This window comes from Amycolatopsis sp. NPDC049688, assembly GCF_040674975.1.
GTDB lineage: Bacteria > Actinomycetota > Actinomycetes > Mycobacteriales > Pseudonocardiaceae > Amycolatopsis.
Map to the genome: position 1 here is coordinate 36,668 of NZ_JBFANY010000028.1, position 9,262 is coordinate 45,929.

Below are 9,262 nucleotides of genomic sequence, written 5' to 3' on the forward strand. Positions count from 1 at the left end.
GCGATATCCGGGGCTCCGCCCCGGGCCGGGGGCCCCGCCACCCGGAACCCCCGAAAGACATATGAGCCAGTGGGAGTGCGTTGGCATGAGCGGTGAGCGGATTTCGATCGTGGGTATCGGCCTCCGGTATCCGGACGCAAGTTCCCCGGAGGAGCTCTGGGAGAACGTGCTGGCCGGTCGCCGGGCCTTCCGGCGCCTGCCCGACGAGCGGATGAACCGGGCGGACTACTACTCGGCCGACCCGAAGGCGCCGGACCGGTTCTACGCCCAGAACGCGGCGGTGCTGCGCGACTACGAGTTCGACCGCGTCGCCCACAAGGTCGCCGGCAGCACCTTCCGGGCCACCGACACGACGCACTGGCTGGCCCTCGAAGTGGCCCAGCAGGCGCTCGCCGACGCCGGGTACCCCGAGGGCGACGGCGCGCCGAAGACGGCCACCGGCGTGGTCATCGGCAACAGCCTGACCGGCGAGTTCTCCCGCGCCAACGTCCTGCGGCTGCGCTGGCCCTACGTCCGGCGCACGGTCGCCGCGGCGCTGGCCGAGCGCGGCTGGGCCGACGACGAGACCGCGGCCTTCCTGCGCGACCTCGAGGTCCAGTACAAGGAGCCGTTCCCGGAGATCAACGAGGACACCCTCGCCGGCGGCCTCGCGAACACCATCGCCGGGCGGGTCTGCAACTACTTCGACTTCGCCGGTGGCGGCTACACCGTGGACGGCGCCTGCTCGTCCTCGCTGCTGTCGGTGGTCAGCGCCGCGAACGCGCTGGCCCAGGGCGACCTCGACGTCGCCATCGCCGGCGGTGTCGACCTGTCGATCGACCCGTTCGAGGTGATCGGCTTCGCGAAGACCGGGGCGCTGGCCAAACGCGAGATGAAGGTCTACGACGCCGACTCGAACGGCTTCTGGCCGGGCGAAGGCTCGGGCATGCTCGTCCTGATGCGCGAGGCCGACGCGATCGAGCAGGGCAAGCGGATCTACGCCACCGTCGCCGGCTGGGGCATCTCCTCCGACGGCAAGGGCGGCATCACGCGGCCGGAAGCCGCCGGTCACCAGCTCGCCCTGAAGCGCGCCTACACCCGCGCGGGCTACGGCGTCGAGACCGTGTCCTACTTCGAGGGCCACGGCACCGGCACCGCGCTCGGCGACGCCACCGAGATCGAAGCGCTGTCGACCGCGCGCCGGGAGGCGGACCCGCTGGCCAAGCCGGCCGCGCTGTCCACGATCAAGGGCAACATCGGGCACACGAAGGCCGCGGCCGGCGTCGCCGGGCTGATCAAGGCCACGCTGTCGGTCTACCACCAGGTCATCCCGCCGGCCACCGGGCACTTCGTCCCGCACGAGTCGTTGACCGGCGACTCCGCCCGGATGTACGTGCCGCGCGAGGCCACGCTGTGGCCGTCGGACCAGCCGGTGCGCGCCGGCGTGTCCGCGATGGGCTTCGGCGGGATCAACTCGCACGTCACGGTGGCCGAGGCGCCCAACGCGGCGCGCCGCGCGGACCTCGACGAGCGCTCCCGCACCCTCGTCGCCGGCCGCCAGGACGCCGAGCTGCTGCTGCTCGACGCCGACGACGTCGCCACCCTGCGCGGCCGGATCGTCGCGCTGCTGGAGCTGGTGCCCAAGCTGTCCTTCGCCGAGCTGACCGACCTGGCCGGCTCGCTGGCCGGGGAGCTGGCGGGCAGGGCGGTCCGGGCCGCGGTCGTCGCGGCGAACCCCGAGCAGGCCGAGCGGAAGCTGACCCGGCTGCTCGAACTGCTCGAAGACGGCCCCTCCGTCTTCGACGCCGCCGACGGCATCTTCGCCAGCTCGCGGCCGTCCGCGCCGAAGATCGGGTTCCTGTTCCCCGGCCAGGGTTCCGGCCGCGGCGGGGACAGCGCGCTGCGCCGCCGGTTCGCCGCGGCCGCCGAGATCCACGACGCCGCGGGCTTGCCGGTCACCGGCGACCAGGTCGCCACCGAGGTGGCCCAGCCGCGGATCGTCACCGGCTCGCTGGCCGGGCTGCGCGTGCTGCGCGCGTTCGGCATCGAAGCCGACGCGGCCACCGGGCACAGCCTCGGCGAACTGACCGCCCTGCACTGGGCGGGCGCGGTCGGCGAGCGGGACGTGCTGAAGCTGGCGAAGATCCGCGGCAAGGTGATGGCGACCGAGGTCGGCCCCGGCACCGGCGCGATGGCCAGCATCGCGGCCTCGCCCGGCCGGACCGAAGAGCTCGGGCTGGGCTCGGACGTCGTCATCGCCGGCTACAACGCGCCGCAGCAGACGGTGATCTCCGGGCCGGCCGCGTCGGTCGACCGGGTGGTCGACCGGGCGAAGGCCCAGGGGGTCAGTGCGGGCCGGATCAAGGTGTCGCACGCGTTCCACTCCCCGGAGGTCGAGCCGGCGGCGACCGCGATGATCGAGCGCCTCGGCGAGTTCGCCTTCGCGCGGCTCGAGCGCCCGGTCGTCTCCACCGTGACCGGTGACGTGCTGCACGCCGCGGAGAACCTGCCGGAGCTGCTGCGCGACCAGATCGTGCTGCCGGTCCGGTTCCGCGAAGCGGCGGCGAAGGTCGCCGAGCGCAGCGACCTGGTGATCGAGGTCGGCCCCGGCCGGGTGCTCACCGGGTTGTTCGAGGAGATCGCGCCGGGCACGCCGGTGCTCGCGCTGGACACGGACAACGCGTCCCTGTCCGGGGTGCTGCGGGTGCTGGGCGCGGCGTTCGCGCTGGGCGCGCCGGTCACCGCGGAGCGGCTGTTCGCCGGCCGCGTGGTCCGCGAGCTGCCCGCCGACGGCGTGTTCCGGTTCCTGGCCAGCCCGTGTGAGGCCGCGCCGGCGATCGACGCCGACCTCGCCGCCGAGCTGGCCGCCGAGCGGGCCCAGGCCACCGAAGCCGAGGCCGACGCGACGGCCGACAGCGGCAGCACCCTCGACCTGCTCCGCAAGCTCGCCGCCGAGCGCGTCGAGCTGCCGCTGGAGTCCGTCACGGCCGACACCCACCCGCTCGACGACCTGCACCTGTCGTCGATCACCGTGGGCCAGCTGGTCAACGACGTCACCCGCGCACTGGGCCGGCCGGCCCTGGAGGGCATGCCGAACTTCGCCACGGTCTGCCTCGGCGAGCTCGCCGAGATGATCGACGAGCTGGCGCAGACGGCGAAGCCGGACGACAACGCCGGCAAGGGCGAGGCGCCCGGGATCGGGCCGTGGGTCCGCCCGTTCGCGGTCGAGTACCTGCCCGCGGCACGCCCGGCCGCGGACCTCACCAAGGGCACCGGTTCGGCGGAGTGGCAGGTCTTCGCCACGCCGCGGAACCCGCTCGCCGAGCCGCTGCGGACGGCGCTCGCCCACAGCGGCGTCGGCGACGGCGTGCTGCTGTGCCTGCCCGCCGACTGCGACTCGAGCCACGTCGGGCTGTTCCTCGACGCGGCCCGGACGCTGCTGAACGCGCCCAACGGCACGCGGTTCGTCGTCGTGCACCACGGGTACGGCGCTTCCGGCCTGGCGAAGACGCTGCGGCTGGAGGACCCGTCGGCGAAGACCACGATCGTCGACCTGGCCGACCCGACCCCGGCGGCGCCCGAGGCGATCGAGGCGGCGGTGACCGCGGTGGTCGCCGAGGTCGCCGCGACCACGGACTTCACCGAAGCCCGCTACGACAGCGAAGGCGGCCGCACGGTGCCGCGCCTGGTCGGGCTCCCGGCCGCGCCGGCCGGTCCCATCCCGGAGACCCTGGACCGCACCGACGTCCTGCTGGTCACCGGCGGCGGCAAGGGCATCACCGCGGAAAGCGCGCTGGCGCTGGCGAAGGACTCCGGGGCGAAGCTCGCCCTCCTCGGCCGCAGCGACCCCGAGCAGGACGCCGAACTGGCCGAGAACCTCGACCGGATGGAAGCGGCCGGCGTCCGGTACCGCTACGAGCGGGCCGACGTCACCAACGCCGCGCAGGTCGCCGAGGCGGTGGCCCGGATGGAGGCCGACCTCGGCCCGGTCACCGCGGTGATGCACGGCGCGGGCCGCAACGAGCCGGCCGCGTTGTTCAGCCTGACCGAGGACACCTTCCGCAAGACGCTCGCGCCGAAGATCGGCGGCCTGAACGCCGTGCTCGACGCGGTCGACAAGAACCGGATCAAGCTGCTGGTCACCTTCGGCAGCATCATCGGCCGGGCCGGCCTGCGCGGTGAGGCGCACTACTCCACCGCGAACGACTGGCTGACCGAGGCGACCCTGCGCTTCGGCCGCGAGTACCCGCAGGCGCGGGCGATCGCGCTGGAGTGGTCGGTCTGGTCCGGGGCCGGCATGGGCGAGAAGCTCGGCGTGGTCACCGCCCTGCAGCGCGACGGCATCACGCCGATCCCGCTCGACGACGGCATCGCCATCCTGCGCCGCCTGCTGTCGGACCCGGCCACCCCGCCGGTGCTGGTGATCTGCGGCCGGATGAACGGCCTGCCCACGCTGCCGATCCAGCGGCGCGAGCTGCCGCTGACCCGGTTCATCGACCGGGCGGTCGTGCACTACCCCGGCGTCGAGCTGATCACCGAAGCCGAGCTGTCCGCGGGCAGCGACCCGTACCTGGCCGACCACCTGCTCGACGGCCAGCTGCTCTTCCCGGCCGTGCTGGGCATGGAGGCGATGACCCAGGCCGCGACGGCCACGCTCGGCCGCGGCGGGACGCCGGTGCTCGAGAACGTCGAGTTCCTGCGGCCGATCATCGTCTCGCCGGGCCGGTCGACGACGATCCGGCTGGCCACGCTGGCCCGGGACGCCGACACCGTCGACGTCGTCCTCCGCAGCGACGAGACCGGCTTCAGCGCCGACCACTTCCGCGCCCGGCTGAACTTCGCCCGCCCGGCGGAGCTCGGCGAAGCGGTGCGGCGGGACGTCCCGCTGCCGCCGGTCCCGGTGGAGCCGATCAGCGAGCTCTACGGCTCGGTCCTGTTCCAGGGCAAGCGGTTCCAGCGTGTCGTCGGCTACCGGCGGGCCAGTGCCCGGCACGCCGTCGCCGAGATCGCGACCACCGCGAACGTCAACTGGTTCGCGCCGTTCCTGCCGCAGGAGCAGCTGCTCGCCGACCCGGGGACCCGCGACGCGATGATGCACGCGATCCAGTGCTGCATCCCCGACGCGACCCTGCTGCCGCAGAGCATCGAGAAGCTGTACCTGGCCGAGCCGGGTGCCCAGCACGACGAATACGTCCTGCTCGACGCCCGCGAACGGTTCCAGGACGACGACAGCTACGTCTACGACCTCGACGTCCGCAACCCGGACGGCACCCTGGTCGAACGCTGGGAAGGCCTGATGCTGCGGGCGGTCCGCAAGCGCGACGGCGCGGGCCCGTGGGTCCCGTCGATGCTCGGGTCCTATGTGGAGCGTGCGTGCGAGCGCCTGCTCGGCGGGACGCGGTCCGTGGTCGTCGAGCCCGACCCGGTGGGCAGCCCGGCCGAAGGGATCGCCGAGCGGCGGGCCCAGACGGCGCTGGCCGCGAGCCGGAGCCTCGACCGGCAGCTCGAGATCCGCTACCGCCCCGACGGCAAGCCGGAAACGGACGGCGTCGAGGTGACCGCGTCCCACACGGCGCAGCTGACCATGGCCGTCACCGGGACCGGGCAGCTCACCTGCGACATCGAGACCGCGATCGAGCGGACCGACGAGGACTGGGCCGGGCTGCTGGGCGAAGAGCTCGTCGCCGTCGGCCGGCTGCTGGCCGCCGACACCGGTGAGCCGCTCGCGGTGGCCAACACCCGGGTGTGGAGCGCGCTGGAATGCGTGCGCAAGACCGGCCTGATGACCCAGGCCCTGACCGTCCGCCGGGTCGAGCCCGACGGCTGGGCGCTGCTCGCCTGCGGCGGGGCCCTGATCGCGACCTGGTCGACCACGGTCAACGACCGGCCGGACCCCGTGGTCTTCGCCGTGCTCCAGGCAGAGGGGAACTGAGATGACCGACTACTACGAGCTCCGCCACACGGTCGGCTTCGAAGAGACCAACATGGTGGGCAACGTCTACTACGTCAACTACGTGCGGTGGCAGGGGCGCTGCCGCGAGATGTTCCTCCTGGAGAAGGCTCCGGCGGTCCTGGAGGACATCCGCGGCGACCTCAAGCTCTACACGCTCCGCGTGGAGTGCGAGTACTTCGCCGAGATCACCGGGTTCGACGAGCTGTCCATCCGGATGCGCCTGGAGGAGCTGACCCAGACGCAGCTGCAGTTCACGTTCGACTACGTGCACCTGCACCCGGACGGCGAGCGGCTGGTGGCGCGCGGGCGGCAGCGGATCGCGTGCATGCGCGGCCCGAACAACGCGACCTCGCCGGCCCGGGTGCCCGAGGCCCTGCTGGAGGCGCTGAGGCCGTACACGGTGGCTTCGGTGCTCAACGGCAAGGGAGCGTGAAGTGGCCCAGGCAGGAGGCAACTCCGTCGAACGGCGGCCGCTGCAGCGGCTGCCGAAGTCACCGGGACGGCGGGACCTGTCGCCGCAACCGGCGCTGCGGCAGGTGATGTCCCGCTTCGCGACGGGCGTCACGGTCCTCACCGTCGGCGGCGAAGGCGCCCACGCCATGACGGCGAACGCGTTCACGTCGGTGTCGCTGGACCCGCCGCTCGTGCTCTGCTGCGTGTCGAAGGCGGCCCGGATGCACGCGTCGATCGTCGCCGCCGGCTCGTTCGCGGTGAACATCCTCGCGTCGGACCAGCAGGGCCTGTCGAAGTACTTCGCCGACTGGCGGCGGCCGGACGGGATGGCCCAGTTCGACAACGTCGCCTGCACGCTCGGCACGCAGACCGGGGCACCGCTGCTGACCGGCGCGCTGGCCTGGCTCGAGTGCGAGGTGGCGCAGGTCGTCCAGGGCGGTGACCACTCGATCTTCCTCGGCCGGGTGGTCGCGGCCAGCTCGGGGACCGGCGAGCACGCGCTCGTCTTCTACGGCGGTGGCTACCACAACGTGGACGCCCGCGCCCGCGCGGCGTGAAGACACCGCACAAGGATGCCGGTCCCGGACGAGCCGGGACCGCGTTGATGGAGGAGGTCTGCCCGTGACCGCCAGTGAGGCAGGGCGCCCGGAGGCCGGTGCGGCACCGGTGCGGCTCGTTCCCGAAGCGCCGGCCGAGGTGATCACCCACCCGATGCCGCGGCTCGGCCGGGGCATCGTGTGGTCGGACATCGTCGCCGAGATCGAGCGCGACCGCGAAGAGCGATTGAGGGATGCCGCGTGAGCGGTCCCTCCGACAGCGGCGCCCAGCGCGCGGACGAGACGGACGTGGTGCCCGTCCCGCCCGGAATCCGCGCCGGGCGCCGCCGGCTCGGCCGTGGCGCGGAAACCGGCGACGCCCAGGTGATCGCGCTCGCCACGGCCGACGCCGCGCCCGCGCCGCGGCCCGGCATGCCGTTGCTGCGGCAGCGGCGGCGGGAGCTGCGCGGGCACATCGTCGACGGGAAGCTCGACGCGGTGCGGCGCCAGCATTCGCTGGGCAAGCTCACCGCCCGGGAACGGCTCGCGCTCCTGCTGGACGAGGACTCGTTCCTGGAGCTCGAGCCGTACCGCCGTCACCAGGCCACCGGGCCCGGGCTGGCCGCCAACCGGCCGCACACCGACGGCGTCGTCACCGGCTCCGGCACCATCGACGGCCGCCGCGTGTTCGTCTACGCCCAGGACTTCACCCTCTTCGGCGGGTCGCTGGGGGAGGCGCACGCGGCGAAGATCCAGAAGGTGCTCGACCTCGCCGTGGCGAACGGCGCCCCGGTGATCGCCCTGAACGACAGCGGCGGCGCGCGGATCCAGGAAGGCGTGCTCGCCCTCGACGGCTACGGCGGCATCTTCCGCCGCCAGGTCGAAGCGTCCGGCGTCATCCCGCAGATCAGCGTGATCCTCGGGCCGTGCGCCGGCGGTGCCGCCTACTCGCCGGCGCTGGCCGACTTCACCTTCATGGTGCGCGACACGGCGCGGATGTACCTGACCGGACCCGACGTCGTCGAGGCCGTGACCGGACGGCGCGTCAGCCACGAGGAACTCGGCGGGGCCGACGTGCACGGGGCGCATTCCGGCGTCGCCACCGTCGTGCACGACGACGAGCAGGAGTGCCTCGCCGACGTGCGCCACCTGATTTCCCTGCTGCCGTCGAACTACCTCGAGCAGCCGCCGGTGACCGCCCCGACCGGGGCGGCGGAGGACTACCGGCCGAAACTGGCGGAAATCGTGCCGTCGGAACCGAACCAGCCCTACGACATGCGGGACGTCTTCGCGGAGATCGCCGACGACGAAGAGTTCTTCGAGCTGCACGCGGGCTGGGCCCGGAACGTGCTGTGCGCGCTCGCCCGCGTCGACGGCCGGGTCGTCGGGCTCGTCGGGAACCAGCCGGTGGTGTTCGCGGGGGTGCTCGACGGGCCGGCGTCGCAGAAGGCCGCCCGGTTCGTGCGGTTCTGCGACGCCTTCGGGATTCCGCTCGTCAGCCTGGTCGACGTGCCCGGGTTCCTGCCCGGGGTCGAGCAGGAGCGGGGCGGGATCATCCGGCAGGGCGCGCAGCTGCTGCACGCCTACTGTGAGGCGACCGTTCCCCGGATCCAGGTGATCGTGCGGAAGGCTTACGGGGGCGCGTACATCGTGATGGACTCCCGGTCCATCGGGTGCGATCTGTCGCTGGCCTGGCCGACGAACGAGATCGCCGTGATGGGGGCCGAGGGTGCGGTGAACGTGCTGCACCGGCGGGAGCTGGCGGCTTCGGCGGATCCGGCGGCGTTGCGTGCCCGGCTCGTTGCGGAGTACACGGAGGAGTACCTCAACCCTCAGTACGCCGCTGAGCGTGGTCTGGTCGACGACATCATCGATCCGGCCGATACGCGGGCGGCGATTGCGCGCGGGCTGGCGATGCTGCGGGAGAAGCGGAAGCCCGGGCCGGCTCGTAAACACGGCAACCTGCCGATTTGACGGGGGCTGTGGTGAGTGAGGAACTGGTTCTGGTTGTCCGGGGTGGGGCGGACGAGGTGAGCCTGGCGGCGCTGGTTGCTGTGCTTGCCGGGCTTGCCGGTCGTTCTTCGGGGCCTTCACTGCCGGAGCGGTCGGGTTGGGCTGGGGAGGCCTGGGGGAATGGGCCCGGGGCTTGGCGGCGGTCGGCTCTGCCGCGGTGATCCGACCCTCTGGGTGCGCTGTCCGACCCTGTGGGTACGCGAGCTGACTGTCTGGGTACGCAAGCTGACTGTTTTGGGCTCCCACCACCCCGAAGCCTGATTGTGACTACGGCCGGGGGGGGGTTGTGTAAGGGGGGGAGCGGGGCAATGGAAAAAAAAGCCCGCCG

General features: G+C 72.9%; 6 protein-coding genes. All 6 read left to right on the forward strand.

All coding sequences use genetic code 11. The features are described from left to right. Nucleotides 1-85: 85 nt before the first annotated feature. The 6 genes from AB0J55_RS44540 to AB0J55_RS44565 all read left to right on the forward strand — a co-directional run bounded on the left by AB0J55_RS44540 (nucleotide 86) and on the right by AB0J55_RS44565 (nucleotide 9,095). A complete protein-coding gene (locus AB0J55_RS44540) occupies nucleotides 86-5,911 on the forward strand; it encodes a type I polyketide synthase (protein WP_364263860.1) in 5,826 nt (1,941 codons plus the stop codon). A 1-nt stretch (nucleotide 5,912) separates the two neighbouring features. After that, nucleotides 5,913-6,365 carry an acyl-CoA thioesterase gene (locus AB0J55_RS44545; RefSeq protein ID WP_364263863.1) on the forward strand — a complete coding sequence of 151 codons (453 nt, stop codon included), beginning with the start codon at nucleotides 5,913-5,915 and terminating at the stop codon, nucleotides 6,363-6,365. A 1-nt stretch (nucleotide 6,366) separates the two neighbouring features. Further along, on the forward strand, nucleotides 6,367-6,942 hold the full coding sequence (locus tag AB0J55_RS44550) for a flavin reductase family protein (protein ID WP_364263866.1): 576 nt from the start codon (nucleotides 6,367-6,369) through the stop codon (nucleotides 6,940-6,942). Nucleotides 6,943-7,006: 64 nt separating this feature from the next. Then, nucleotides 7,007-7,186, forward strand: a complete 180-nt coding sequence (locus tag AB0J55_RS44555; RefSeq protein ID WP_364263869.1) for a DUF6222 family protein — start codon at nucleotides 7,007-7,009, stop codon at nucleotides 7,184-7,186. Then, nucleotides 7,183-8,895: an acyl-CoA carboxylase subunit beta gene (locus tag AB0J55_RS44560; protein ID WP_364263872.1), complete on the forward strand. Its 1,713-nt coding sequence runs from the start codon at nucleotides 7,183-7,185 to the stop codon at nucleotides 8,893-8,895. The genes AB0J55_RS44555 and AB0J55_RS44560 overlap by 4 nt, the downstream gene beginning before the upstream one ends. A gap of 11 nt (nucleotides 8,896-8,906) precedes the next feature. Then, complete coding sequence (locus AB0J55_RS44565) at nucleotides 8,907-9,095, forward strand: acyl-CoA carboxylase epsilon subunit (RefSeq protein WP_364263875.1); 189 nt, start codon at nucleotides 8,907-8,909, stop codon at nucleotides 9,093-9,095. The last annotated feature ends 167 nt before the right edge of the window (nucleotides 9,096-9,262 follow it).